Annotated in this window: 26 protein-coding genes and 1 pseudogene; 12 read left to right on the forward strand and 15 right to left on the reverse strand. The window is 64.3% G+C overall.

Annotated elements, in window-relative coordinates:
• Positions 1–7 precede the first annotated feature (7 nt).
• On the reverse strand, positions 8–3,319 hold the full coding sequence (gene carB, locus QQK18_RS00510) for a carbamoyl-phosphate synthase large subunit (RefSeq protein ID WP_284338314.1): 3,312 nt from the start codon (positions 3,317–3,319) through the stop codon (positions 8–10).
• A 265-nt stretch (positions 3,320–3,584) separates the two neighbouring features.
• On the opposite strand from carB, the gene QQK18_RS00515 reads away from it, so the two are divergent.
• Together QQK18_RS00515 and QQK18_RS00520 are read left to right on the forward strand one after the other, a co-directional pair.
• Complete coding sequence (locus tag QQK18_RS00515; protein WP_284338315.1) at positions 3,585–3,758, forward strand: DUF1328 domain-containing protein; 174 nt, start codon at positions 3,585–3,587, stop codon at positions 3,756–3,758.
• Between the two features lie 77 nt (positions 3,759–3,835).
• Entirely contained in the window at positions 3,836–4,108 is a 273-nt protein-coding gene (locus QQK18_RS00520) for a DUF2277 domain-containing protein (RefSeq protein ID WP_284338316.1), read from the forward strand.
• A gap of 13 nt (positions 4,109–4,121) precedes the next feature.
• On the opposite strand, the gene clpS is transcribed toward QQK18_RS00520, so the two are convergent.
• A complete protein-coding gene (gene clpS, locus QQK18_RS00525) occupies positions 4,122–4,427 on the reverse strand; it encodes an ATP-dependent Clp protease adapter ClpS (RefSeq protein WP_284338317.1) in 306 nt (101 codons plus the stop codon).
• A 205-nt stretch (positions 4,428–4,632) separates the two neighbouring features.
• Here clpS and QQK18_RS00530 point away from each other — a divergent pair, with 205 nt between their 5' ends.
• Positions 4,633–5,472 (forward strand): aldo/keto reductase, encoded by an 840-nt coding sequence (locus QQK18_RS00530; protein WP_284338318.1) that lies wholly within the window; start codon positions 4,633–4,635, stop codon positions 5,470–5,472.
• A gap of 21 nt (positions 5,473–5,493) precedes the next feature.
• On the opposite strand, the gene yddG is transcribed toward QQK18_RS00530, so the two are convergent.
• Complete coding sequence (yddG, locus tag QQK18_RS00535) at positions 5,494–6,444, reverse strand: aromatic amino acid exporter YddG (protein WP_284338319.1); 951 nt, start codon at positions 6,442–6,444, stop codon at positions 5,494–5,496.
• Positions 6,445–6,611: 167 nt separating this feature from the next.
• Here yddG and QQK18_RS00540 point away from each other — a divergent pair, with 167 nt between their 5' ends.
• Positions 6,612–6,824 carry a hypothetical protein gene (locus tag QQK18_RS00540; protein ID WP_284338320.1) on the forward strand — a complete coding sequence of 71 codons (213 nt, stop codon included), beginning with the start codon at positions 6,612–6,614 and terminating at the stop codon, positions 6,822–6,824.
• 21 nt (positions 6,825–6,845) lie between these two features.
• Here QQK18_RS00540 and QQK18_RS00545 read toward each other — a convergent pair whose 3' ends face one another.
• From QQK18_RS00545 to QQK18_RS00560, 4 genes are all read right to left on the reverse strand, one after another.
• A complete protein-coding gene (locus tag QQK18_RS00545) occupies positions 6,846–7,307 on the reverse strand; it encodes a GNAT family N-acetyltransferase (protein WP_284338321.1) in 462 nt (153 codons plus the stop codon).
• A 13-nt stretch (positions 7,308–7,320) separates the two neighbouring features.
• Positions 7,321–8,853: a permease gene (locus QQK18_RS00550; protein ID WP_284338322.1), complete on the reverse strand. Its 1,533-nt coding sequence runs from the start codon at positions 8,851–8,853 to the stop codon at positions 7,321–7,323.
• Positions 8,850–9,614: an ABC transporter ATP-binding protein gene (locus tag QQK18_RS00555; protein WP_284338323.1), complete on the reverse strand. Its 765-nt coding sequence runs from the start codon at positions 9,612–9,614 to the stop codon at positions 8,850–8,852. Before QQK18_RS00555 ends, QQK18_RS00550 begins: the two co-directional genes overlap by 4 nt.
• Positions 9,615–9,723: 109 nt before the next feature.
• Positions 9,724–10,053 carry an ArsR/SmtB family transcription factor gene (locus QQK18_RS00560; protein WP_284338339.1) on the reverse strand — a complete coding sequence of 110 codons (330 nt, stop codon included), beginning with the start codon at positions 10,051–10,053 and terminating at the stop codon, positions 9,724–9,726.
• Positions 10,054–10,221: 168 nt separating this feature from the next.
• Here QQK18_RS00560 and QQK18_RS00565 point away from each other — a divergent pair, with 168 nt between their 5' ends.
• Positions 10,222–11,388, forward strand: a complete 1,167-nt coding sequence (locus QQK18_RS00565) for an MFS transporter (RefSeq protein WP_284338324.1) — start codon at positions 10,222–10,224, stop codon at positions 11,386–11,388.
• 19 nt (positions 11,389–11,407) lie between these two features.
• Here QQK18_RS00565 and cfa read toward each other — a convergent pair whose 3' ends face one another.
• Positions 11,408–12,520, reverse strand: coding sequence for a cyclopropane fatty acyl phospholipid synthase (gene cfa, locus QQK18_RS00570; protein ID WP_284338325.1), 1,113 nt, complete (start codon positions 12,518–12,520; stop codon positions 11,408–11,410).
• 286 nt (positions 12,521–12,806) lie between these two features.
• On the opposite strand from cfa, the gene QQK18_RS00575 reads away from it, so the two are divergent.
• The 3 genes and pseudogenes from QQK18_RS00575 to QQK18_RS00580 all read left to right on the forward strand — a co-directional run bounded on the left by QQK18_RS00575 (position 12,807) and on the right by QQK18_RS00580 (position 14,353).
• A complete protein-coding gene (locus QQK18_RS00575; protein WP_284338326.1) occupies positions 12,807–12,995 on the forward strand; it encodes a hypothetical protein in 189 nt (62 codons plus the stop codon).
• 417 nt (positions 12,996–13,412) lie between these two features.
• Positions 13,413–14,090, forward strand: a pseudogene (locus QQK18_RS27480) (serine hydrolase domain-containing protein); the annotation flags it as partial.
• Positions 14,091–14,101: 11 nt separating this feature from the next.
• Positions 14,102–14,353, forward strand: a complete 252-nt coding sequence (locus tag QQK18_RS00580; protein WP_284338327.1) for a hypothetical protein — start codon at positions 14,102–14,104, stop codon at positions 14,351–14,353.
• 54 nt (positions 14,354–14,407) lie between these two features.
• Here QQK18_RS00580 and QQK18_RS00585 read toward each other — a convergent pair whose 3' ends face one another.
• Together QQK18_RS00585 and QQK18_RS00590 are read right to left on the reverse strand one after the other, a co-directional pair.
• Complete coding sequence (locus QQK18_RS00585; RefSeq protein WP_284338328.1) at positions 14,408–16,390, reverse strand: bifunctional 2',3'-cyclic-nucleotide 2'-phosphodiesterase/3'-nucleotidase; 1,983 nt, start codon at positions 16,388–16,390, stop codon at positions 14,408–14,410.
• A gap of 157 nt (positions 16,391–16,547) precedes the next feature.
• Positions 16,548–17,297, reverse strand: coding sequence for an SDR family NAD(P)-dependent oxidoreductase (locus tag QQK18_RS00590; RefSeq protein ID WP_284338329.1), 750 nt, complete (start codon positions 17,295–17,297; stop codon positions 16,548–16,550).
• Between the two features lie 118 nt (positions 17,298–17,415).
• Here QQK18_RS00590 and ypfJ point away from each other — a divergent pair, with 118 nt between their 5' ends.
• Positions 17,416–18,327 carry a KPN_02809 family neutral zinc metallopeptidase gene (gene ypfJ / locus QQK18_RS00595; RefSeq protein WP_284338330.1) on the forward strand — a complete coding sequence of 304 codons (912 nt, stop codon included), beginning with the start codon at positions 17,416–17,418 and terminating at the stop codon, positions 18,325–18,327.
• A gap of 68 nt (positions 18,328–18,395) precedes the next feature.
• On the forward strand, positions 18,396–18,920 hold the full coding sequence (locus QQK18_RS00600; RefSeq protein WP_284338331.1) for a cupin domain-containing protein: 525 nt from the start codon (positions 18,396–18,398) through the stop codon (positions 18,918–18,920).
• Positions 18,921–18,941: 21 nt separating this feature from the next.
• On the opposite strand, the gene QQK18_RS00605 is transcribed toward QQK18_RS00600, so the two are convergent.
• Together QQK18_RS00605 and carA are read right to left on the reverse strand one after the other, a co-directional pair.
• Entirely contained in the window at positions 18,942–19,682 is a 741-nt protein-coding gene (locus QQK18_RS00605) for a GNAT family N-acetyltransferase (RefSeq protein ID WP_284338332.1), read from the reverse strand.
• Entirely contained in the window at positions 19,679–20,935 is a 1,257-nt protein-coding gene (carA, locus tag QQK18_RS00610) for a glutamine-hydrolyzing carbamoyl-phosphate synthase small subunit (RefSeq protein ID WP_379995537.1), read from the reverse strand. The genes QQK18_RS00605 and carA overlap by 4 nt, the downstream gene beginning before the upstream one ends.
• A gap of 131 nt (positions 20,936–21,066) precedes the next feature.
• Between carA and QQK18_RS00615 the strand changes: the two genes are divergently transcribed.
• Positions 21,067–21,516 carry a GatB/YqeY domain-containing protein gene (locus QQK18_RS00615; protein ID WP_284338334.1) on the forward strand — a complete coding sequence of 150 codons (450 nt, stop codon included), beginning with the start codon at positions 21,067–21,069 and terminating at the stop codon, positions 21,514–21,516.
• Between the two features lie 47 nt (positions 21,517–21,563).
• Here QQK18_RS00615 and QQK18_RS00620 read toward each other — a convergent pair whose 3' ends face one another.
• Positions 21,564–22,757 (reverse strand): MFS transporter, encoded by a 1,194-nt coding sequence (locus QQK18_RS00620; RefSeq protein WP_284338335.1) that lies wholly within the window; start codon positions 22,755–22,757, stop codon positions 21,564–21,566.
• 284 nt (positions 22,758–23,041) lie between these two features.
• Here QQK18_RS00620 and QQK18_RS00625 point away from each other — a divergent pair, with 284 nt between their 5' ends.
• Entirely contained in the window at positions 23,042–23,608 is a 567-nt protein-coding gene (locus QQK18_RS00625; RefSeq protein WP_284338336.1) for a DUF308 domain-containing protein, read from the forward strand.
• Between the two features lie 4 nt (positions 23,609–23,612).
• On the opposite strand, the gene QQK18_RS00630 is transcribed toward QQK18_RS00625, so the two are convergent.
• Together QQK18_RS00630 and QQK18_RS00635 are read right to left on the reverse strand one after the other, a co-directional pair.
• Positions 23,613–24,014, reverse strand: coding sequence for a hypothetical protein (locus tag QQK18_RS00630; protein ID WP_284338337.1), 402 nt, complete (start codon positions 24,012–24,014; stop codon positions 23,613–23,615).
• A gap of 1 nt (position 24,015) precedes the next feature.
• Positions 24,016–24,630 (reverse strand): DUF6969 family protein, encoded by a 615-nt coding sequence (locus QQK18_RS00635; RefSeq protein ID WP_284338340.1) that lies wholly within the window; start codon positions 24,628–24,630, stop codon positions 24,016–24,018.
• Positions 24,631–24,738 lie beyond the last annotated feature (108 nt).

Raw genomic sequence — 24,738 nt, forward strand, 5'->3', positions numbered from 1 at the left:
CGGCAACCTACGCCGCGAAGTACTCCTGGAGCGATTTCACTCCGAGATTGCCCTGCTGGTAGGCGATGATGCCCTCAACCGCGGCCACCGCTCCGGGGACGGTGGTATAGTAGGGTATCTTGGCATAGAGCGCGGTGCGGCGGATGTCGCGGCTGTCGGAAACGGCCTTGGCACCATCGGTGGTGTTAATGACCAGTTGCACGCCGCCGTTCTTCATCGAATCGACGATATGCGGGCGACCTTCCAGCACCTTGTTGATGCGGGTCGCGGCAATGCCGTTCTCCGTGAGGTAGCGCTGCGTTCCGCCGGTGGCGAGAATGGCGAAGCCGGCGGCTTCGAGGTGTCGGATGGCATCTACAATCGCCGGCTTGTCGCTGTCGCGCACGGAGACGAAGGCGATGCCGCTGGTCGGCACCTTGGAACCGGCGCCCATCTGCGATTTCGCGAAGGCCATGGCGTAGTCGGTGTCGAGGCCGATGACCTCGCCGGTCGACTTCATTTCGGGGCCGAGCACCGTGTCGACGCCGGGGAAGCGGTTGAAGGGGAAGACGGCTTCCTTGATGGCGATGTGGTTGAGCTTTCGTTCGGTCAGGCCGAAGCTTGCAAGGCTTTCGCCGGCCATGATGCGGCTGGCGATCTTGGCGATGGGGTGGCCGATGACCTTGGCGACGAAGGGCACCGTGCGGCTGGCGCGCGGGTTGACCTCGAGCAGGTAGATCACTCCGTCCTTGAGGGCATACTGCACGTTCATCAGGCCGCCGACCTTGAGAGCAAAGGCCAGCTCACGGGTCTGGCGCTTCAATTCCTCGATGATCTCGGGCGAGAGGTTCTGTGGGGGAAGCGAGCAGGCCGAGTCCCCCGAATGGATGCCTGCCTCCTCGATATGCTCCATGATGCCGGCGACGAACACGTCCTTGCCGTCGCAGAGGCAATCGACATCGATTTCGGTTGCGCCCGAGAGATACGCATCAAACAGCAGCGGATTATCGGAGAGGACCGAATTGATCTGGCCGGTCTTGTCATTGGGGTAGCGCGCGAGGATGTCGGGCGGCACGAGACCGGTGAGGGTATCCTGCACGTAGCGCTCGAAATCGGAGGGCGAGTGGACGATAGCCATGGCGCGCCCGCCGAGAACGTAAGAGGGGCGGATGACGAGCGGGTAGCCGAGGCGCTCGGCAACGAGCCGGGCCTGCTCGAGGCTATAGGCGATACCGTTCTTGGGCTGGGTCAGCTCGAGGCGATTGAGCAGCTTGCTGAACAGGTCGCGGTCTTCGGCGAGATCGATGGCCTCCGGCTGAGTGCCGAGGATACGCACGCCGGCTTTCTCGACGGCTTCGGCCAGATGCAGGGGCGTCTGGCCGCCAAATTGGACGATGACGCCATGGAGGGTGCCGGCCTCTTTCTCGGTTTCGAGTATCTCGATGACGTCCTCCTCGGTCAGCGGCTCGAAGTAGAGGCGATCGGAGGTGTCGTAATCGGTCGAGACCGTCTCGGGGTTGCAGTTGATCATGATGGTTTCATAGCCGGCTTCGGCCAGCGCGAAGGCGGCATGGCAGCAGCAATAGTCGAACTCGATGCCCTGGCCGATGCGATTGGGCCCGCCGCCGAGGATGACGACTTTCTTGCGGTCGGAGGGACGCGCCTCGTCGTCGGGCACGCCGGCGAACGGTGCTTCATAGGTCGAGTACATATAGGCGGTCGGCGAGGCGAACTCGGCGGCTGAGGTGTCGATGCGCTTATAGACTGGGCGCACGCCAAGAGTGCGGCGCAGCTTCCTGACATTGGCGGTCGAGGAACCGGAAAGCTCGCCAAGCCGCGCGTCGGAGAAGCCCATGGACTTGAGCATCCGGAGCGTTTCGGGATCGTCCGGCAGGCCAAGCTCGCGGATCTTTTTCTCGACGTCGACGATGCCCTGCATCTGCTCGAGGAACCACGGATCGATGCGACAGGCGGTGTGGATTTCCTCGAGGCTCATGCCCAGCCGCATCGCCTCGGCGACGTAGAGCAGGCGCTGGGGCGTTGGTGTGCCCAGTGCCGCGCGGATGGCGTTCCTGTCCTCGCCCTCGCCGAGGCCGGGAATGCCGATTTCGTTGAGGCCGGTGAGACCGGTTTCCAGTGAGCGCAGGGCCTTCTGCAGCGATTCCTGGAAGGTGCGGCCGATGGCCATGGCTTCGCCCACCGATTTCATGGAGGTCGTCAGCCGGTTGTCGGCGCCGGGGAACTTCTCGAAGGCAAAACGGGGGATCTTGGTGACCACATAATCGATCGTCGGCTCGAACGAGGCAGGGGTCGCACCGCCGGTGATGTCGTTCTCGAGTTCATCGAGTGTGTAGCCGACGGCCAGGCGCGCGGCGACCTTGGCGATAGGAAAGCCCGTCGCCTTGGAGGCGAGCGCCGAGGAGCGCGAGACGCGCGGGTTCATCTCGATGACGATCATGCGCCCGTCGGCCGGATTGATGGCGAACTGGACGTTCGAGCCGCCGGTTTCGACGCCGATCTCGCGCAGCACCGCGATCGAGGCGTCGCGCATCACCTGATATTCCTTGTCGGTCAGGGTGAGCGCCGGGGCGACGGTGATGGAATCGCCGGTATGGACGCCCATCGGATCGAGGTTCTCGATGGAGCAGATGATGATGCAGTTGTCGTTTTTGTCGCGCACCACCTCCATCTCGTACTCTTTCCAGCCGAGAACCGACTCCTCGATCAGCACCTCGTTGGTGGGGGAGGCATCGATCCCGCCCTCGCAGATGGCAAGATATTCTTCCTTGTTGTAGGCGATGCCCCCGCCCGTGCCGCCGAGCGTGAAGGACGGGCGGATGATGGCCGGAAGGCCGATGACCTCGAGCGCCTGCAGCGCCTCGATCGAATTGTGGGCGAGCATCGACTTGGGCGTATCGAGCCCGATCTTCTTCATCGCATCGCGGAAGAGCTCCCGGTCTTCGGCCTTGTCGATGGCATCGGCGGTCGCCCCGATCATCTCGACCCCGAACTTGTCGAGCACGCCCATTTTCCGCAGGGAGAGCGCGCAGTTGAGCGCGGTCTGACCGCCCATGGTCGGCAGGAGCGCGTCGGGACGCTCCTTCTCGATGATTCTGGCGACGACCTCGGGCGTGATCGGTTCCATATAGGTGGCGTCGGCGAGATCCGGGTCGGTCATGATCGTGGCCGGATTGGAGTTGACCAGGATGATCCGGTAGCCCTCGGCTTTCAGGGCCTTGCAGGCTTGGGTGCCCGAATAGTCGAACTCGCAGGCCTGCCCGATGATGATGGGTCCCGCACCGATGATAAGGATCGAATTGATATCGGTGCGTTTTGGCATGCGCTCACTCTGATCTGGGCGCACGGCAACGGGGCGCTGCCGCGCGGGGTCTGGGCTCGGGCGAAGTGGTTAAGCGGGCTTCCTAACGGAAGCGGTGGGGAAAGGGAAGGGGCCAACAGCGCCAATGTGGAAGCGGGGCGCAAAGCGCTGGCGTTCAATGCGACGAGGCGCTCATCATTGTTGTTGGACGGCGCATTCGAGCTTGCTGTCGGAACGGGCAGGCATGTCGCGCATTCAATTGTGAACGGATCAGCAGGAGCGCAATATGCTCGAACTCCTCATCGTCCTCATCGTCGTCGCGTTGATCGCTGGAGCGCTCGGGTTTACCGGCATTGCCGGCGTTGCGGCGACCCTGGCCAAGATCGTCTTCGGCATTATCCTGATCGGCATCGTCATCGTGCTGATCCTGATGTTCATGGGCATTGCCCTCATCGCCTGATTTGCAGGCTTGATCGGGAGGCCGTCAGGCGTAAGTCTTGCAGGAAGCGATGAGTGAACGTGACGAGGAGGTGCCGCATGTGCCGCAACATCAAGCCGCTGTTCAATTTCGAGCCGCCTGCCACGCGCAACGAGATACACGACGCCGCGCTGCAGTTCGTGCGCAAGATTTCGGGCTTCCGGCAGCCATCCAAGACCAATGAGGCGGCCTTCCACACGGCGGTCGAGGAGATCGAGGCGAACGTACGCAAGCTTCTCAACGCACTCGACACCGATGCGCCACCCAGGGACCGGGAAGTGGTGGCCGCCAAAGCGCGGGAGAAGGCCAGGCTGCGCTACGGGACGGCCTGAGGAAGCGCTGACCTCAGGTTTCGGGCTCAGTGGTAAAGAGCAGCGGATAACCCTCGCCGCGTGCCATGTCAGTGGCGCGGGTCGCCTTGGTTTCGGCGACGTCCTTGACGAGAACGGCAACGACGCAGGCGCCCTTGGTGTGGGCGGTGATCATCACGTTGTGGGCTTGGTCCTCGCTCATGCGGAACTCGGCCTGTAACACCCGCACGACAAACTCGCGGGGGGTGAAGTCGTCGTTGACGAGAATGACCTTGTAGAGCGGCGGCCGCGCCACTTTCCTGCGGGTCCGGATGCGGGGTTTGGTAACGATTTCGGACATCGGAAGACGGCTCCCTGCAATATAGAGAGAGTTCAAGACTAGCATATTCCTGCGACTGGTGCACGACGCGCAGCCGGCCGGGGTTTTCGTATTATCGTTATCCGGCTATAGTCACCCTATCTACTCAGGCCTTTGGCCCCCAGGGGCAAGCCGCGTCCGGCGGCACCGCATCTGCCCCACCAGCACTCGCAATGGAGGACGACCGATGGCGCTCGACCAGCCCTGGATCACGCTCAGTGACGGCAACGGCATCCCGCAGATCGGCTTCGGCGTCTGGCGGCTAGAGGAGCGGGACGCGCCGGCGATCGTGGGAGAAGCGATCCGGGTGGGCTACCGGCACATCGATACCGCCCAGGGGTACGACAACGAAGCGGGGGTCGGCCAGGCGATCCGCGAAGCCGAGGTGCCGCGCGAGGAGCTTTTCGTCACCTCCAAACTCCGGACCGGTGACCAAGGCTACGACAACGCCAGGCGCTCGTTCGAGGCGAGCCTCAAGCGGATGGGGCTCGACATCATGGACCTTTTCCTCATCCACTGGCCGGTGCCGGCCCAGGACAAATACGCCGAAACCTGGAAGGCGTTCATCGATCTGCAGAAGGAGGGGCGTGTCCGCTCCATCGGCGTTTCCAACTTCCTGCCCGTCCATCTCGACCGGATCATCGGCGAGACGGGCGTCGCGCCCGCCGTCAACCAGATCGAGCTGCATCCCTATTACCAGCAGCGTGACGTGCGCGACTATCATGCCGGGAAGGGCATCGTTATCGAAAGCTATTCGCCACTCGGCAGCGGAGCAGTGATCGGAGACGAAACGATCGCTGAGATCGGCCGCAAATACGGCAAGAGCGTCGGCCAGACCATCATCCGCTGGCATCTGCAACAGGGGCTCGTGGTGTTGCCCAAGACCGCGACACCCGCGCGGATCTCGGAGAATTTCGACGTCTTCGACTTTACGCTCAGCCCCGACGACATGGCCCGCATCGACGCGCTCGACCAGGAAGACGGCAAGACCCTGCCGCAGCCTGAGCGGATGAACAACGTGTTCTGACGTCGAGGCTCTTCGACGGTATCATGGATCCGCGACTTGCGGCGCCGTCTTCGAGGCGATTCCATCCTTCAATCCCCTCGCCGGCCCGAGATCGCGCCTCCTTTTCAACAGCAGATCCTTGGCCGCGATCAAAGCACCCAGTGTGATCAGCCCGCAGGCGAGGGCAACGACCAGAGTGAACTGCCCGTAGCCAGCCGCGACGAGCAGCAAGGTCGAAAGCAAGGGTGCCAGGTACGCGGCGGCACCGAGCACCTGGATATCGCCATGCTTGACGCCGATGTCCCACACATAGAAGGCAAGGCCCACCGGCCCCAGGCCAAGGGCGACGATGGCCAACCACTCGGGCAGGCCTGTCGGCCAGACCGTCACCTCGAGCGCCAGGTGGGATATGGTCGAGAGCAGGGCGGAGGCCAGGCAGAAACCGGTGATGGCATAGCTTGATACACCGGCGAAGCGGCGCGAAAGCACCGAGTAGCTCGACCATGTCAGGGCGGCCAGGCCGGCAGCGGCGTAGCCGAAGGCATGTTCGGTCCTGAGCGCAAGGCTCGCGCCTCCGGTGACCACCAGGATGGCGCCGACGAGTGCCAACAGGGCACCGGCAATATGATGCGCGCGCAGGCGCTCGCCCGGCAGCAGGGCGGAAAACAGCACGATCAGGATCGGCCAAAGATAGTTGATGAGGCCGGCGTCGACCGGCGGCGCATTGCGCAACGCGGTGAAGTAGAAGGCGTGATAGCCAAAGAGGCCGCCGACGCCCAACAGCCACACCGGAAGCGGCTGGCGCAGCGCCCGTGTCGCTCCCGGTCGCGCGCTCAGGAAGACGAGACCTGCAAGCCCGCCTATGCCGAAGGTCATGGCGTTGAGCTGAAGCGGCGGTACTGAACCGCTTATCGCGGTCAGCACCGCAAGCGTCGACCAGAGCAGGATGGCGGCGATGCCGATCAACGTGGCGGCGGGACGAGAGGGACGCATTGCGAGCTCCAGCAGGTGAGTCGGTCAGATACCTCTTCGCGAGGGCGGGTTCCAGCGTTGCAAACGAGATGGGTGGCGAACGATCAACTCATGACTGTCGCCGACCGGTCCTGGGAACTGGCGATTGGATCATCCGTTCGCTCTCAAGCCAGCAACGGAGATGACCCATGGCAAATGAAACCAGCAGAGATCCGCGATATCATACGCAACGCACGCAGCAACGGTTGCAGGAGCTGATCGACCACCTGCGTGAGGATATCGAAGAAGTAGATGAGCCGCAGTTCAAGGCAATGTTTGAGACGTCGGCCGAGGTGCTGACGGGCCTCAAGACCGCCTTCCAGCACTATGAGCAGAAGTCCGAGAGCGCCTGGCGGCAATAAAGCGTCAACGCGGGCTTTCGTTCAAAGCATCAGCTTGAAGCCTTCGTGCGACTGCTCGAAGCCCAAGGCACGATAGAAGCGGTGGGCGTTTGTGCGCACCTTGTTGGAGGTCAGTTGCATCATGCCGGCGCCCCGCGCCCGCGCTTCTTCGATCGCCCACGTGACCATTTTCGAACCGATGCCGCCACCGCGCCGGTCGGCGCGCACGTGAACGTTCTCGAGAACGCAGCGCCACATGCCGAGGCGGGACAGTCCGGGGAGGAACGAGAGCTGCAGGGTTGCGATCACCTCGCCCTCGCTTTCGACGGCGACGAGGCGGTGGTTGGGGTCGGCGGCGATGGCATCGAACGCGGCCCGGTAGCGCGGATCGGTGTAGGTCGAGGGATCGACATCGCGCGGTCCCTCCGCGGCGCCTGCGTCGCAGATGGCCAGGATCGCCGGGATATCGGCGGGGGTCGCGTCACGAAAGACGAGCGTGGTCATTGAATGCCCGGAATCAGGGGTGGCGGGGGGCAATCAATCGCGCAAATCCGAGAACGAGAACAGCCAGAATCGCTACGACGATGGCGAGCCAGGAGCCGGCTGCCCAGACAGCACCCGTCCCGGCCCAGAGGATCGAGACGAAAGCCTCGCTGATGGTGGCGGTCCGCGAGGCGACCTGCCGGCGGCGGAACATGGCGCGCCGCGCAATGGTGCGGAACCAGAGCTGGATTGCCGTGGCGGAGGCCGCCGCGAGTGCGCCGCAGATGCCGGCAATGACCGCTGCAGTCGGATTGCTGAGGGCCATCAGGGCGAGCAGCGGGGCAAGGATGACGGCGACGACGGCGGTAACGGCCTCGATCTTGGCCGCGAGCACCGTACGCGGGGTGACCGGAGCGGTCGCGACGAGATCGTGCGCGTCTTCGCCCGAGATCGCGAGCCAGGCAAGCCCGCCGGCGAGCTGTCCGCAGGCCATGACCAGCACGGGGACGACCACGACGTGGGCGCCGGAGGTTTCGCCGAAATTGACCCACAGCAGGAGCGCCGGCGGGAGCAGATAGAGGATCTGCATCAAGGTCTGCGACAGCAGCCAGGGATCGCGGGCAAGGAGCTTCCATTCCTTGGCGCGCAGTGTCTCTCCCACCGAAACGGAGCGGAAACGGACCGCTGCGGAACCGCGGCGGGTCCGCGCTTCGCCGAGACCGGCCGCCGAGATGGCATGCCGGCCGTAACTCGAAGCGGTGAGGGCGATAACGACGAGCAGCGCGCCGAGGCCTGAAGCGAGCATCAGCACCAGGGCGGGCGGGTCTCCCATGGCGGCGCGGGCCGGTATCCAGAGGGGGTTGGAGGGCCCGGGTGCGCCGGCGATGACGTCGGCGGACTGGAAGACGGTGAGGCGTGAATAGCTGCCGTAGTAGAGGATGGCGGCGGCCTGAACACCGATGACGAAGCCGGCGCCGATGACGGCGGCCACGATCTGGGAGACGAGACGCGTGCGCTTGGGTCCGACTATGCGGAAAAGGGCAATGGTAACGAGGATGCCGATGGCGGCCGAGAGCGCGCCGAGGGCGGCCAGAACCCCATAGGCGGCGAGCCATCGGGGTCCATCGAGGAGCCAGAGTGCATCGATGAGGGGGCTCGCCAGCAGACAGGCGAGCAGCATGGTCGAGCCGGCGACGGCCGCGGTGCGCACGGCAAAAAGGTGGCGGGCGGAGGCGGGCGAGGAGAGGATCAGATCGAGATCCGAGCGCGCATAGTAGGCGCGGGTGACCGATTCCAGGCCCTGGGAGAGCATCGCCGAGAAAAAGAGCATGCCAAAGCCCGAGACGAGCAGCAGCGTCGGCTTGTCGGGACCAATGCCGGCCGCCACCCACGGCGAGACAAGACCAATGGCGAGCAGGTGCAGCGTCAGGGCGGCAATGGCGACGGTCACGACGATGGCAATGCCCCGCGTTCGCCGCCCGCCGGTCAGCATTCCGACGAATTCGCGCCAGGCGAGGGTCAACTCGTGGCGGGCAAACCACAAGGTGGTGGCAGGCGCCAGGCTCATGCGGCGGCGGTCTCGGGAGACGCGGCCACCAGATCGAGGAATATTTCTTCGAGGCTGGTGTTGCCGCGGCCGATACGCGCGCGCAACTCGGCGAGCGTTCCCTCGGCGACCAGGCGGCCGCGGGAGACGACGCCGATGCGCTCGGCCATGCGTTCGGCGACTTCGAGAATGTGGGTGGTCATGATGACGGTGACGCCGCCGCGCACCTTCTCGATGAGCACGTCCTTGACCTGGCGGGCGGAGCCAGCGTCGAGACCGGTCAGCGGCTCGTCGAGGATGATGAGGCGCGGATCGTGAACGAGAGCACCGGCCAGCGCCACCTTCTGCAGCATGCCCTTGGAGAGGCCTCCGCAAAAGGCATCGGCATGTTGCGAAAGGCCCAGCCATTCGATGAGGTCGCGGGCGCGGCGGCGGGCGTCTCCGGCTGGGATCTGCCAGAGCCCGGCAACGAATTCGAGATATTCCAGGGGTGTCAGGCGGTCGTAGACCATGGGTTCGTCCGAGACCCAGGCGGTCACGCGCCGGGCAGCGAGGGGATCGCGCGCCGTATCGGTGCCGAAGACGGCGATGGTGCCGGCATCTGGCTGCAGCAGGCCGGCGACCATCCGCAGGATCGTGGTCTTGCCGGCACCATTCGGGCCGAGAAGGGCGTAGAACTCACCGGCATTGACGGTCAGGTCGAGCCCGGTGATCACGGGCCGGTCATAGCTCTTGGCGAGGCCGGAAATGACGAGCGCCGGCGGGTGGACAGAAACGGGCATGGCGCGTTCCGGGGGCGGTTTGGCAGACGCACGATAGCCGCGAGGCGTTGAAGGGTCGTGAATCGAAACCTGTCAAAACACTCGGCGGATGGAGGCGCGTCGATGCTGGCTAGTTCGAGGCCGCCGCCACTTCGCGGTGTTCAGCCGCCAGCTCGCGCAGCGCTGTCTCCCCGGTGCCCTTGGGAATGCCCGCAAGGATGCTGTCGAGAAGGCCGGGAAAGAGCGCGTCGAGTTCGCCGCGGCGCAGCGAAATCAGCCGGCGGGTTCCTTCGGGCGTGACGCGCACGACCCCGGCTTCGCGCAGCTTGCCGACGTGATAGGTCAGGTTGCTCTTGGTGGTGATGTGCAGGAATGAGCCACACATGGCCTGCCGATCCTCACAGTCGGCCAGGAACCTGATGATGGCAAGGCGCGTGTCGTCGGCGAGCGCGGACAGCACGTTGGCCAATGCGATCTGATCCAGTTTTGGGTGCGAGATGGTAGCCATTCGGCTTGATAGCCTGGCGCGCGACAGATTTCAATGTTCAATGATCATTGAATTAGTCGTTGACTGCTTCGGCAGGCCCGCCGTAGAAGTTCAAACGTTGTTGAACTAGGGAATATCGTCATGGACCTCCGTCTGTTCTGGCTGGCGCTCGGCACCTTTGCGGTGGGCACCGGCGCCTTTGTCATCGCCAGCCTGTTGCCGGCGCTGTCGGCAGACCTCGAGGTTGCCGTCTCGCAGGGCGGCATGCTGGTCCTGGCTTTCGCCGTCGCTTATGCGGTCGGCACGCCGATCCTGTCGGCCCTGACCGGAGGCTTCACACGCCGACCGGTGCTCGTTGTGGCCATGGCCATCTACGGGCTGGCCAACGTCGCAAGCGGGCTCGCGCCCTCTTACGAAGTGCTGATGGCAACACGTGTGATCATGGCAGCCGCCTCGGGTCTCTACGCAGCCACCGCGCAGGGCACAGCAGTGCTGCTTTCGACGCCGCAGACGCGCACGCGGGCCATCGCGGTCATCGTCGGCGGCACGACGCTGTCGGTGGCGCTGGGCGCACCGATCGGAGCGATCATCGCCAATGTCATGGATTGGCGGGCAGCCCTCATCACCATCGGCCTCGTATCCCTGGCGGTGGCGCTGGCCCTGCAGGTGATGCTGCCGGACAACCTGGATGGAACCAAGCTCTCGCTGCGCAGCCGCCTGCTGGTCGTCACCCGCCCGGGTATCGGGCGGGCACTGCTGGTTTCGGTCTTCATCCTTGCCGGCGCCTTTGCGGTCTACACCTATGTGGCGGTCCTGGCGGGCGAAATCGGGATGGGGCAGACACTGGTGCCTGTGCTGCTGCTCGCCTTCGGCGCCGGTGCATTCGTCGGCAACTATCTCTGCGGGATACTCGCCGACAAGTTCGGAGCGGCGCGCACGGTCCGCTGGGTGATCGTGGTGACGACTGTGATCATGCTGGCGTTCCCGCTCGAAGCCTATTTGCTGCCGGCTGGCGTTGCGGGCTGGGCGCTGATTGCGACGATGGCCCTCTGGGGTGTCGTCGGCTGGGGTTTCCCGCCGGCCCAGGGCAGCCACATCGTATCGCTGGCGCCGGAAGCCGCGCCGCTCACGCTGGCGCTCAATGCTTCGGCCATCTATCTCGGCGTGGCGCTGGGCTCGGGCCTCGGCGGCGCCTATCTCACCATCGGCTCGGTCAAGGACCTCGGCATCATCGCGGCGATCCTTGGTATCGTCTCGCTGGCAATCCACCTGACGGGGCGCGCGCGCCCCGTCGTAGCGGCGGCCTGACCGCGACAGCCATCGAGATTTAGCGCTGGGTGATGTAGCCCTCGGGAACTCCCTTGGGTGAAAGCACGAACTGCCAGACCTGGATGGCCCGGGCGCGGAAGCCCCCGGCGCAGCACAGGAGATAGTACTTCCACATGCGGTAGAAGCGTTCGCCCTGGGCATCACGATCCTTCGGCCAGTTCCTTTCGAAATTCTCGTACCAGGCGACGAGGGTCTTGTCGTAGTGCGGCCCGATGTTGTGGACGTCGACGACGGTGAAGATTCCGTCGATGGCCTCGCCGACCTGGCCCATCGAAGGGATGACGCCGCCAGGGAAGATATACTTCTCGATCCACGGATCGATCGTGCGGGTCGTCCACTGGCTGCCGATGGTGTGGAGCATAAAGAGGCCATCATCTGCGATGGCACGCCGGGCGGCCTCGAAGTAGTTGCGGTAGTTCTTGTAGCCGACGTGCTCGAACATGCCCATCGAGACGACGTGGTCCACCTTGCCGGTGAACTCGCGATAGTCCTTGACCTGGAACTCGACGGGCAGGTCCTTGTAGCGGGCGCGCCCATATTCGGCCTGGTCGGGCGAAACGGTCACGCCGACGCAATTGGCGCCGTATTTCTCGGCGGCAAAGCCCATGAAGGCGCCCCAGCCGCAGCCGATATCCCAGACGGTCTGGCCCGCCTTCAAACCGATCTTGCGGCAGACGAGGTCAAGCTTGGCTTCCTGGGCCTCGTTGACGTTGGTGACGCCCTCCGGCCAGTATCCGCAGGAGCCGGTCATGCGGTCGTCCAGCGAGGCTCTGTAGGCGTCGGTTTCGTTGTAGTGCATCTTGGCCACGCGCCGGGAGCGGCGGACCGTCTGCATGTTGAGATATCGCGCCTGCACGTGCTGCCAGATGAGGGAGAGTGGCGGGCGGAACTGCTTGTCGATGGTCCGGCCGATGGCGCGGTTGAAGAACTCGGCCATGTCTTCAACGTCCCACCAGCCGTCCATGTAGGCTTCGCCGAGGCCGAGCGTGCCTTCGGCGACGAATCGGTTCCAAAGGCGGTCGTCATGGACCTGCAGGTCCCACGGGTTCGGCCCGTTGGGGGTGATCCCGGCTTCGGCAAGCAGGCGAACGAGGGTCGACTTGGCATCCATGGCGGCACTTGCGGGTTGTTGCGGTTGCGACGAGTTGGCGCAACAAGAGCAAGTTTGTCCTTGGATTTCAAGCGGTCAGCGGAGATCGCGGCTAAAGCGGGATGCGAAAAAGTGGGAACCGGTTTTTCGCGAAGAATCCCGCGACAACAAAACCTAGAGCGCGCGATTTGATTCCATCAAATCTCATCGCGCTCTAGGGGTTCCATCAGGCTCTCGAGCGCCTATATTTCGGAACCGGCGCGGGCAATCAACCGTTGTCGCGCCAACACAGCCAAGGGAGGCTGACATGCAGGAACGTGAAACCATGGCCATCCGGCGGAAGAACGATCCGCTGGCCATATTTGCGGCCATTGCTTTTGCCGTGTCGGTACTGCTGGTCGGATATCTCGTTTTCTTCGCCGGCGGGGACAGCGGCAACATAGGCAATGCGGAGGCGCCCCAGGTGGTCGTCGAGCCGGCCGGCGTCAATCAATAGATCTAGCCCAAGGCAGGAAGGAGCGGCCCAAGCGGGCCGCTCCTTTCGTGTGGCGGGATACGCCGGGCCGAGCTCCCAGGCGACGAACGGGACCGCCGGGCTCGACAAGGAGGCGCGGATGGCCTGCGGACGAAACCTGAAGTAGCTAACCGTCTGGGCGGGACATCGACAGAGCCCGCTTGCCGGCACTTTCCGAACCTCAACCGACCCGAGAAGATCCACAATGCGCCGGTCAATGGCTGTAATTGGAGTGTTGGCACTAGGCGCTTTTGTCGTGGTGGTCGCATTCGCGCCGCACCTACCGCAACTCCTCCTGGAAGGTTCACCCGCGCTCGTCTGGTCTGAAAACGGACATTACGCCGATGTCATCGGAGTCTCGGAGCCGATGGCCCTCGGCCAGCCAGCCGAAAGGGCAGGTTGGAATCGCTCTTTCACGATAGCGGGGGAACTGCGCTTCTGGTCGCCCATAGGGGCCAGCTCGAGCTTGAGCGCTATGCAGCCGGCAGCACGGTGGAGACACGCCATAACTCCTTCTCGATGGTAAAGAGTCTGGTTGGAGCACTCGTTTTCAAAGCCGTCGCAGAGGACAGGATCGACAGCTTCGATCAAACCTTGGGCGAGCTGCTGCCCGAAGCACCCGGACTTAAGAATCTGAGTCTGCGTCGTCTCCTAACCATGCGCGCCGGCGTGCATTTCGACAGCCGCACAACCAGTTTTGGCGGCCCCGGCAGCGTGAAGGACAACGATACATTCCCCAATCCGTTTGGGCCTTTGGCACGACTGCACTTTCAGGGTCTGGAGGTCATCGAGGCGGGCTTGACCATGGACCAAGTCCCTTCCGACGAGTTCAACTACCACAACGTGAATACGGCCCTTCTAGGTGCGGTGTTGGAGAGGGCCTACGGAGAACCGTTGGAGCAACTTCTGTCGGAAAAGATCTGGGCACCGGCGGGCGCAGCGACTGCTGCCTGGCGCAAGCCACGGCCAGATGCCAGCGTTTCCGCCTATTGTTGCCTCTATGCGACCGCGCGTGACTGGATCCGCATCGGCATGTTCCTTGAATCGAATGGAACTCCCGAAAATCCATTCTTACCGGATAGGAGTTCTTGGGCGTTGATGTGTCGCTCGCCGATCGCCAGGACGACCACTACGGCAACCATACGCTTCAGAACGTGCTCGACAGGCCGGGCGAGGACCTGCAAGGGCCGTTTACCTACTTCGTGGGCCAAAACGGGCAGGTGCTGTACATAATGCCGAACGAGGATTTGGTCGTATTTCGAGCCGGTGAGCAGTACCAGTTGCTGCACTCCACCCTCTATGGCGCCTGGAACAGCATCCCCTCTGCGCAAACCCCGTGACGGGTAAGGCAACGGCGCGTTTGCGGCGCCGGGTAATCCCGGCGCCGCAATGGCTCAGAGCGTGATGCGGTAAAGGCCGAAACCGGCTTCGTTGGTCTCGCCGGTCGGCTCGATGGTGACGGCCGAGACGTCTGCGACGTGCTCGGCGGCCTTCGGGCCGGTCTCGAACAGCACGGTGCCGCCGATGGGGGCGAGCGACCAGTTGCTGTCAGCCTTCGGGTCGATGGTGCCGTTCTCGATGATGAAGCGCACGATGATGTCGCGGTTGGTGTCGGGGCCGATAAAGACGATCCTGTCAGGCCCGATGCCCGGGAATGTGCCACCGCCGCCGGCGCGATAGTTGTTGGTGGCGACGATGAATTCCTGCCCGGGATCGATGGGGGCGCCGTCGTACATCAGCTCGACGATACGGCTGGCATCGGGATTGAGCGTCTCCTTGCCGTCCGAGGAGTATTTCGAGGGCTGGGAGATGTCGATCTTGTAGGTGACCCCGTCGATGACGTCGAAGTTGTAGGAGGGGAAGTCCGGATTGATGAGCGGGGCGTCGGCGGCGCCGGCCTCGACCTGATTGAAGATGCCGGCCGAGCGCTCGAGCCAGTTCTTGACGTCGGCGCCGGTGATCTTCACCGCCTGGATGGTGTTGGGATAGAGGTAGAGGTCGGCCACGTTCTTGATGGCGACGGGACCGACGGGCACGTCGGTGAAGTATTCCGGACCACCGCGGCCGCCGGCCTTGAACGGGGCGGCCGCCGAGAGGATCGGCAGACTTTCCCATTCGGTACCCTTCATCATCTGCTGGATGTACCAAGTCTGGGCCTGGGAAACGATCTGCACGGACGGATCGTCGGCAACGAGGGCGAAGTAGGAATGCAACGCTGCCGCGGTCTCGCCGACCGGGCGGCGGATATATTCAAGCGTCTCCTCGTGCGCGGTCTCGACTGCAGCCACCACCTCGGCAACCGATTCGACCGTCGGTACTACCTTGTTGTCGACGCGTTCCGAGATCGGGCGCGCTTCCGACGTGTGGGAGGCAATCGACCACTTGCCATCGGCGTCGACCTCGAGCAGGAGGTCGATGAGACCCATATGGCTGCCCCAGAAGCCGGGCATGACTGCGGGCTTGCCGTTGAGGGTGCCGGCCTCGATGTCGACGCCCTCGATGTCGGCGTAGTTGGGGCCGGGAAACACCAGGTGGTGGTGGCCGGTCAGCACCACGTCGATGCCATCGACGGCGGCAAGCTGCAGGGAGGCGTTCTCCATGCCCGGCACGTGATCGCCTGCCACGATCCCGGAGTGGGAGAGGGCGACGACGATATCGGCGCCTTCCTCGCGCATCTTCGGAACCCAGGCCTGTGCCGCCTCGACGATGTCGCGCACAGCGACCTTGCCGGTCAAGTGGGTGGAATCCCAGGTGAGGATCTGCGGGGGCAGGAAACCGATGACGCCGATGCGAATGGTGTGGGTGGCGCCTTCGCCGTCGGTCAGTTCCTTCTCGATGATGCGGTAAGGCTCGAAATAGGTCTCGTCGGCGAGCGGATCGGCGCCGAGTTCGGCGCTCTTGACGAGGTTGGCAGAAAAGAAGGGGAAACTGGCGCCGGTCAGGGCTTTGTCAAGATATTCGAGACCGTAGTTGAATTCGTGGTTGCCCAGCGTTGCCGCCTCATAGCCGAGGGTATTCATGGCGGCGATCATCGGGTGGACGTCCCCTTGGTCGAGGCCGCGCTCATAGGCATAGTAATCGCCCATCGGGTTGCCCTGAATGAGATCGCCGTTGTCGAAGAGAACGGAGTTGCCGGCTTCCGAGCGGATCTCTTCGATGATGGCAGCGGTGCGCGCCAACCCCATGGTGTCGTTGGGCGCGTCGCCATAGTAGTCATAAGGCACAACCGCGACGTGGATGTCGGTCGTTTCCATAATGCGCAGGTGCGCCTGGTTGGCTTGGGCGCTCACAGCAAAGGGATGCATGACGGCGATAGCGCCGACGCTGGCCGTGCCGGCAAGGAAGGTGCGCCGTGTGATTTTCGGCGTGTGATTCATTTTGTGGTCTCCCTGGAATGGCCTGCGCCCGGCTGCGGCACGCATCCTGTCGCAAGCGTCGATGTTCCCTCATGCCGTCGACAGGTGACGACCCGATGACGGCAGTGCATGGACGCTATTGAGGTTTGATCAAACGGTCAAATATTCTCTTTGCCGGTCACTGCGCAGTGTAGCCGCCGTCCACCGGGAAGAAGCCGCCGGTGGCGAAGGAGGCCTCGTCCGAGAGAAGAAAACAGACGAAGGCGGCAATCTCGGCGGGCTTGGCGAGACGCCCCATTGGCATAGTCTGTGCAAACATATCGAGGACCTCCCGGGGCGTTTCGAGCATGCGCTCGGTCGCGGCATAGCCGGGTCCGATGGCGTTGATGCGGATGCCGGCCTTGGCGTATTCGAGCGCGGCCGTACGGGTGAGGCCGATGACGGCATGCTTGGCGGTCGTGTAGGCGGATGTACCGGGAATACCGACGATACCGTTGGCCGAGGAGAGGTTGACGATGGCGCCGTGCCCCGTCTCGCGCATGGCGGCCAGTTCGGCCTTCATCGCATAGAAGGTGCCGTTGACGTCGACGGCGATGACCCGGTTCCAGTCCTCGATCGGATAGTCGGCGGTATCGTGCCCATGGGGACCGGTGATGCCGGCATTGTTGACCGCATAGTCGAGGCCGCCGAACCTTTCGAGAGTGTCGTCGACCATTGCGTGCATTGCCCGATGGTCGGAGACGTCGGCGCCGATGGCGAGCGTGCGCTGGCCTTGTGGGTCGAGTTCGCGGGCGAACGCAGTGACGGTATCTTCGTGCAGGCCGGCAAGCGCCAGGTTGGCGCCGCGTTGATGGAGCGCTTGGGCTATGGCGCGGCCCAGGCCGGCGGCAGCGCCGGTCACGATGGCTGTCTTGCCGGAAAAATCCATCTGCTCCTCCTTGGCGGTTGCCGTATCAACGGTCGGGAAGGAGCGCGGTTCACACAAGGGGGAACCGTTCCATCGCATCGGGCTTGTGATAGATTGAGGCGGGCCTCGGAGGTGTATCATGAAGTGGCGCGGACGCGAGCGCAGCAGCAATATCGAGGACCGGCGCGGACAGCGGGCCGGCGGCGGGCTCGGCGGCATGGGGATGGGCCGGGGCGGGGGCATCCGCATCCCTACCGGGCGTACCACCGGCGGAGCGGGTGGGCTCATAGCGATTCTCGTTGTCCTCGGCATCATCTGGGTGGCAACCGGCCAGAATCCGCTCGAGATGCTCGCCGGTGGTGGCCAGACCTCGCCTGCGAGCGGCAGCTCGACTCAACTGCCCAGCGAAGGCCAGGACGAGCTGGCCGATTTCGTCGGCGTCGTCATCAAGGAGACCGAGAACCTGTGGACCGAAGAGTTCGCAGCCATCGGCGAGGATTATCCGGAACCGACCGTGGTGCTCTTTACCGACAGCGTCAATTCCGGCTGCGGACTGGCGGACGCGCGGACTGGCCCGTTCTACTGTCCGGCCGACCAGAAGGTCTATATCGACCTCAGTTTCTATGATCAGCTTCACCGGGAGTTCGGGGCGCCAGGCGATTTTGCCCAGGCCTATGTGCTGGCGCACGAAATCGGTCATCACATCCAGAACCTGACGGGCGTCCTGCCCGAGTTCAACCGCCGCCGGGCCAGCCTGACCCCCGGGCAGGCAAACGCCTATTCGGTGCGTATCGAGCTGCAGGCCGACTGCTATGCGGGAATCTGGGCCAATTACGCCGGCCAGGAGAACCTGCTGGACCAGGGCGATGCCGAGGAGGCGATCAACGCGGCCAACCAGATCGGCGACGATACCCTGCAAAAGCGCATGCAGGGGTTCGCTGTGCCCAAGACCTTCAACCACGGCACGTCGGCCCAGCGGCGCGAGTGGTTCTCCCGCGGCTTCGAGACCGGCGATGTCGACGCGTGCGACACGTTCTCACGCGATGTGTGAGTAACTGAACGACAGTTTACGGTATGAACCGCAGGGGCGCCACCGCGTTTTGCAGAAGGGAGGCAGAGATGACGACACTCACCGGCAATATCGCGGGCGTTTCGGCCGAGCAGTTCAGCGACGATGGCCAGTTTCCCAACAGCCGGCTGCCACTGCTCATCTACAAAGCGGCGCTCGCGCCCGACGAGGCGAACCCGGAGCAGATGGAGCTGCTCTTCGGCACGCATGGATGGCCGGCGCAATGGCGCAGCGGTATCTATCCCTTCCACCACTATCACTCGACCGCCCATGAGGTGCTGGGGATCGCGCGCGGGTCGGCGCGGCTGATGCTGGGCGGGCCAAGCGGGCGCGAGTTCGACGTGGAGGCGGGCGACGTGATCGTCATTCCCGCGGGCGTCGGGCACCGGCGGTTGTCGTCGACCGACGATTTCCTCGTCGTCGGCGGCTATCCGCCCGGGCAGAGCTGGGACCTGCTCGAAGGCAAGGACGGCGAGCGGCCGCGCGCCGACGACAATATCGCGCATGTGCCGATACCGGAGACCGATCCCGTCGGTGGACGAGAGGGGCCTTTGTTCGATCTTTGGGTAGCCTGATCTGTCTGGGGCGCGACGCGGCTAGTTGAGCGGGTGGCGCAGCCAGTAATTGGGCTCGATATAGGTGCCAGTGCCGCTGGCGACATCGACCTCGAGCGGCGCGAGGCCGTGGGGAAGCCAGTAGCGGCCGGACTGCGGGAAGCGCAGGTCCGTCCAGTGCTGCCACTGTTCGAGCGTGCTGGTGACGGTCATCGAGCGGAAGGCAGGCTTCAGGAACGCCGCGCCCATCTGCGCATGGGTGCGCAGCCACGGATCGAAGGGCGAGCCGTCTTCGCGTGTCCAGCCGCAATACGTCTCGAAGTCGTGGAACGGGTAGAGGTGCTTGCGCGTCGGGCGCACCGGCGCGACCATGATGCCCAGGCCAGCGGCGCGGGCAGCGGTCTTCATCGCCTCCAGCATCTGCCGGGCAAGGCCGGAGCTGCGGTAGTCGGCATGGACCGCGACCGAAAGCGCGGACACGGCATCGCAGGCAACGCCGTTGCGCGTGGCGATGACGCCGGCCTCCAGCACCCAGTCCCAGCCTTCGTCCGGCAGGTCATCCCGCCATGGGAAGGGGACGCAGTTGCCGAGCGCGGCGATTGAGCCTGTCTGCCCGTCGACGGCGATGGTCTGGAAGGGCGCAAGGCCGCCCTCATAAAGATCCTTCCAGTATTCGGCATAGGCGGGCGTGGACAGGTATGATGGCCAGACGCCGCCGCCCATCGCCTCGGCCGACCCGACGAGATCGGGCCGATCGGCGGCGGAAAACAGCGCTATGGTCACAGCTTGACGAACTCGGGCTTCTTCTCGAGACCCTTCTGGTCGCGCACGTGGTTGAGGAAGCGCGTGAAGAGGTAGTGGCTGTCCTTGGGGCCGGGGCTGGCCTCCGGGTGGTACTGGACCGAGAAGATCGGCTTGCCTTCGACCTGAAGGCCGGCATTGGAGCCGTCGAAGAGCGAGACGTGGGTCTCGGTGACACCGGCCGGCAGGCTCTCGCGGTCGACAGCGAAGCCGTGGTTCATCGAGGTGATCTCGACCTTGCCGGTGGACAGGTCCTTGACCGGGTGGTTGGCGCCGTGGTGACCCTGGTGCATCTTCGACGTGGTGCCGCCGAGCGCCAGTCCCATGAGCTGATGGCCGAGGCAGATGCCGAACATCGGTTTGCCGATCTCCATCAACTTCCTGATCGTCGGCACGGCATATTTGCCTGTGGCAGCCGGGTCGCCGGGGCCGTTGGAGAGGAAGACGCCGTCAGGATTGTGGTCGAGCACGTCCTCGGCCGTGGCGGTCGCCGGCAGGACCGTCACCTTGGCGCCCTGGTCGGCGAGGCACCGCAGGATGTTGCGCTTGGCGCCGTAGTCGATAGCGACGATATGGAACTGCGGATTGTCCTCTCGCCCATAGCCGCGGTCCAGCTTCCAGCTTGTCTGGTCCCAGTGATAGGTCTGGGCGGTGGTGACTTCCTTGGCGAGGTCGAGACCTTCAAGACCTGGAAAGGCCTTGAGTTCGGCCATGATCGAGGGTTCGTGGAAATAGCCGTCAGGTGAATGGGCGACGACGCCGTTGGGCATGCCGTTCTCGCGGATGCGGGCCGTCAGCGCCCTGGTGTCGATGCCGGCGATGCCCACGATATTGCGTTTCTTTAGCCACGCGTCGAGCTTTTCGGCGGCGCGCCAGTTCGACGGGTTGGTGATGTCGGCTTTGAGGACCACCCCGCGCACGCCCGAAAGGGCGGCCATGTTGACCGTTTCGATGTCCTCGTCATTGGCGCCGACATTGCCGATGTGCGGGAAGGTGAAGGTGATGATCTGGCCGGCATAGGAGGGGTCGGTGAGGATTTCCTGATAGCCGGTCATGGCCGTGTTGAAGCACACTTCGCCAGCCGCATGACCCTCGGCGCCGATGCCGTGACCTTCCAGGCGCGTGCCATCGGCCAGGATCAGGAGGGCGGTCGCGGGTTTTTTCTGCCAGCCGGTCACGGTGGTCACTCCAGGGTGTGTTGCTCGCAAGTCGAGACCGGACGGGCACGGGGCCATCCGGTGGCGAAGGATTCAGCTTTCGGTTGAAGCCTGCTCTTAGAAGGCCGGCTCCACCAGCGCAAGTGGCGTCCTTCAGTTTCTGGCCCTATATCTGGGTCGAATCGAGACAAAGCAAGGGGATGGCTGCCATGCGCGAGACGATCAGCGAAGGCTTGAAGACCGCGTTGAAGGCGCGCGACCAGCGGCGCACGGCAACGCTTCGCGCGATCAACTCGGCGATCAAGGACAAGGACATCGCCAACCGTGGCGAGGGCAAGGGCCCCGCCACCAACGAGGAGATCCTCTCCATCATCCAGAAGATGGTCAAGCAGCGCGAGGAGAGCTTCGCTATCTATGCGCAGGCAGGGCGCGCGGACCTGGCGACGGTCGAGAAGGAGGAGATCGACATCCTCAACGAATTCCTGCCCAAAGCGCTAAGTGAAGAGGAGGTCGACACCGCCATCAAAGCGGCGATCGCCGCGACCGGCGCCGAGGGCGTCAAGGACATGGGCAAGGTCATTGCCCAGTTGAAGGCTGACTATCCGGGGCGGATCGATTTCGGCAAGGCTTCGGGGCGGGTGAGAGCGGCTCTGGGATAACTTTGCTGCGCCGGCGGGTCGGGGCGCGGCAGGCGTCCCCTCGCCCCCTACTCTGCAGCCATCGGCTGCTGTGCCATTGGCGGCACCTGCCGGGCGCGCTTTTCCCAAAGGGCCGAGGTCACGGCAACGCCGACGGCCAGGACCTGACAGGCGACACCGATCCACGGCAGATTGCGGTAGCCGATGTCCGCATCGATGAGGCCGGCGCCGAGTGCGGCGCCGATGGCGATGCCGACATTGAAGGCCGAGGGGATAAGGGTCGAGGCAAGGTTCGGGGCGTCGGCCGCCCATTGCAGGATGCGGCTCTGCAGCGGCGAGCCGAAGGCGAAGTTGGTGCCGCCCCAGACGAAGGCGACGACCGCGAAGGCGATTGGATAGGGGCTGACGACGTAGACCAGGAAGTACATCAACCCCTGAGCTGCGAGGATAGCGACGAGCGAGGGCAGGAGCTTCCAATCGGCCAGGCGCCCGCCGATCATGACGCCGACAGTGGCTCCCAGGCCGAAGAGCAGCAACATCCAGGGCACGGCGTCCTGCGCCAGGCCTGTCACCTCGCGCAGCAGCGGCGCGATATAAGTGAAGAGGCTGTATTGGCCGATCATCACCAGGAATGCGACGAGGAGCGAGAGCAGCACCTGCTGACGGCCAAGGACCTTCAATTCGCTGAGGAAGCGTCCGGCGGAGCTGCCCCGGCCGCCGGCCTTCGGTAGCACGAAAGCAATGGCAATGGTGGCAATGAGGCCGAGGGTGGCAATGGACCAGAAGGTCGCCCGCCAGCCCAGGGCATTGCCGATGGCGGTGCCGCCGGGCACGCCCAGGATGTTGGAGACGGTAAGGCCGGCGAGCAGTAAGGCGACGGCAAAGCCACGTTTTTCCGGTGGTACCAGATTGACCGCGACGACGGCGGCGATGCCGAAATAGGTACCGTGGACAATGGCGACGAGGACGCGGGCGACGAGCAGCAGCTCAAAATTCGGGGCGAGGGCGCAGAGCACCTGACCGGCGGTGAACACGCCGCAAAGCCAGACGATCAGCGTTTTGCGGCTCACGGCACTGGTGGCGAGAGCGAGCAGCGGTCCGCCGGCGGCGATGCCCACAGCATAGCCGGTGACCAGCATGCCGGCGACCGGGATCGAGACGTCGAGGCCGAGCGCCACCTCGGGCAGCACGCCGGCGATGACGAACTCGGCGGTGCCGAGGGCAAAGGCGGCAAAGAACAGGGTGAGAAGCGGCAAGGACATAAGAAGGCCAGCGCGAAGCGCACTCCCTTGTTGAGACGGTCTCAGATCACGGTGCAGGCGTCGCTGTCGATGGAGATAATCTCCAAGGGACGCGACAGAATGTGAGCGCGACGCCAGCGGGCGCGGTGTGTTGCACTCCTTGCATACCGCAGAACGGCGACAGGACTTGTCAGGAGGATGGGTGGGCCAGCGGCAAGAAAATATTTGGGCAGCAGCGGGATGGGCGTATGCTGCTCTCGTGTGGGACTTCACGCGGTGTGCCGCGTTAGCGGAGGGCATGAGAGATGGCTGTCAGCCAGAGAACGATGAAGAATTATGCGTGGGCGATGGGGCTGCGCGGGCTGCTGATGCTGCTTGCCGGGCTCTACGCGCTGATCTTTCCCGGACCGGCACTGGCGGCGCTGGTCGTCGTCGGCGGTATCCTTTTGATCATCGACAGCGTGCTGGGTCTATGGAGCCTCACTTTCGGCGGCGGCAAGAGCGGCAACTATTGGTTCGACGTCATCTCCAACGTCATTTCTCTGATCCTCGGCATCCTGATCCTGTTGAGCCCGTTCCTGGCAACGTTATTGACGGTGACGTTCCTCGTTTATCTGGCGGCGATCGCGGCGGCCGTCGTCGGCGCCATGCAGATCTGGTTCGTCGTCCGCGAGCGCGAGAGCTATGCGCGCATCTGGCCGGTGCTGCTGAGCGGCGTCTTCTACGTGCTCTTTGGCATCGTGCTGGCACTCTTTCCACTGATGAGCGCCGAGGTGTTGATGATGTTCGGGGGCATCCTGATGATCATCTTTTCCTTCGGCCTTTTCGGCTGGGCCTGGCGGCTCTGGCAGAGAGCAAAGGACGCCCCTTGAGTTCTCAGCGGTAGGTGACCGGAATTTCGTCGATGGTTTCCAGCCGTCGATGGACCGTAGCGCCCGCGGGCTCGGTGATTTCTATCTCGCCGGCAGCGGTCCAGCGCGGAGCCAGGTCGTGAGCGCCGTCGGCAGCGAAGAAAACCTGCGCAGTTTCCTGCGAGAAGAGTTCGTCGGACATGTGCACCGCGGCCTGGGTGTTGGAACCGATCGTCGCGCCGCAATCGAGGCCGAAGACGACGAGCGTTACCGCGCCGTCGGGCGAGGTGAGGTTCTCGCGTACGTCCGGGCGGCATTCGGGCACAAGCTCGGTCAACACCCAAAGGCCCACTCCGACGACGAGGGCAGGCCCGGTGGTCAGCGCAATAAGCGCTGGCAGGCGGAGCTTGCTTCCGGGCGCCGGCATATCAGGCCACGCCGAGCGCGGCGGCGGCGGCGGCGAGGTCGGCATTCATCTCGGACGTGACCTCGAGGGCCCGGTCCTCGCGGGCGGGAGTGCCCTCGGAAGGCGTGTGGTCGGCGAGGACTTCGTCGCGTCGTCGCACGAGAGCGGCGATGTCATCCTGGTAGAGCGCGAGGATCGCGGTCAGCCAGCGGTTGACGAGATAGGAGGGGCGACCGATCTCGGCGTTGAAGCGGGGCAAGAGTCCGACGGTGGTTTCGGCATCGGCCCAGGTGTCTCCTACGACCCACTGGTTGACGGTGAAGAGCCGGATGAGTTTGCCGTAGGGATCGACGCCGACGGCGATAAGGTGGTGGACTGGTCCCTGGGGACCTTCAGGGCGCAGGAAACAGTGGAAATGACCGTGCTCGGGGGCGTCGGGCTTGGGGTCGTGGCAGTGGTAGTACCACTGGGCGCCGCTGTCGCGGTCGTAGACGTCGCCTTCGGGATAGTGCTGCCAGGCGGTGACCGAGGGAGCGCCGCGCAGCGTTTCCAGCAGCACGTTGTCGCCGGTCTTGGCGAGGATCGTCTCGCAGAACAGCGCTTCCTGTGCGGCGCGGCGGCGGGCGTCCTCGGCCATGGTGCCTCCTATTGTCCGGCCGCCGCGCAGGGTGCCGCGGCAGCACAGGGTGCGGTGGCGGGCGCCGGCGCAGGGGCAGCGCTGCACGGAGCCGCGGCCGCGCACGGG

The organism is Devosia nitrariae (genome assembly GCF_030160115.1).
Lineage (GTDB): Bacteria > Pseudomonadota > Alphaproteobacteria > Rhizobiales > Devosiaceae > Devosia > Devosia nitrariae.